Origin of the sequence: Chitinophaga sp. GbtcB8 (genome assembly GCF_019091455.1) — a bacterium.
Taxonomy (GTDB): domain Bacteria; phylum Bacteroidota; class Bacteroidia; order Chitinophagales; family Chitinophagaceae; genus Chitinophaga.
On sequence record NZ_JAGXJN010000391.1, the window covers coordinates 1 to 238 of the forward strand.

The following is a 238-nucleotide window of genomic DNA, read 5'->3' on the forward strand; positions in this document are numbered from 1 at the left end:
GGCGGCCACCTGGGCCATCCGGTCCAGCAGGTTACCACTTCCAATAACGTAATACTGGTAACCAATTCATCGCTGAAACCCATAACCTCTACTACCTTTGAGGCAGGTTTGGAAGCGCAGTTCCTGAACCACCGTTTAGGCCTTGACCTTACAATCTTCGACCGTAAAACAACAAAAGATATTGTGCGTTCCGCTATCTCCCGCGCATCCGGTTATAATGGTGCGTTGCTGAATGTGG

General features: G+C 50.0%; 1 protein-coding gene. It reads left to right on the top strand.

Annotation, left to right across the window (positions count from 1 at the left end):
• Positions 1 to 238: TonB-dependent receptor (locus tag KVT36_RS32150; protein WP_217607503.1), on the top strand; the 238-nt coding region annotated here is incomplete at both ends.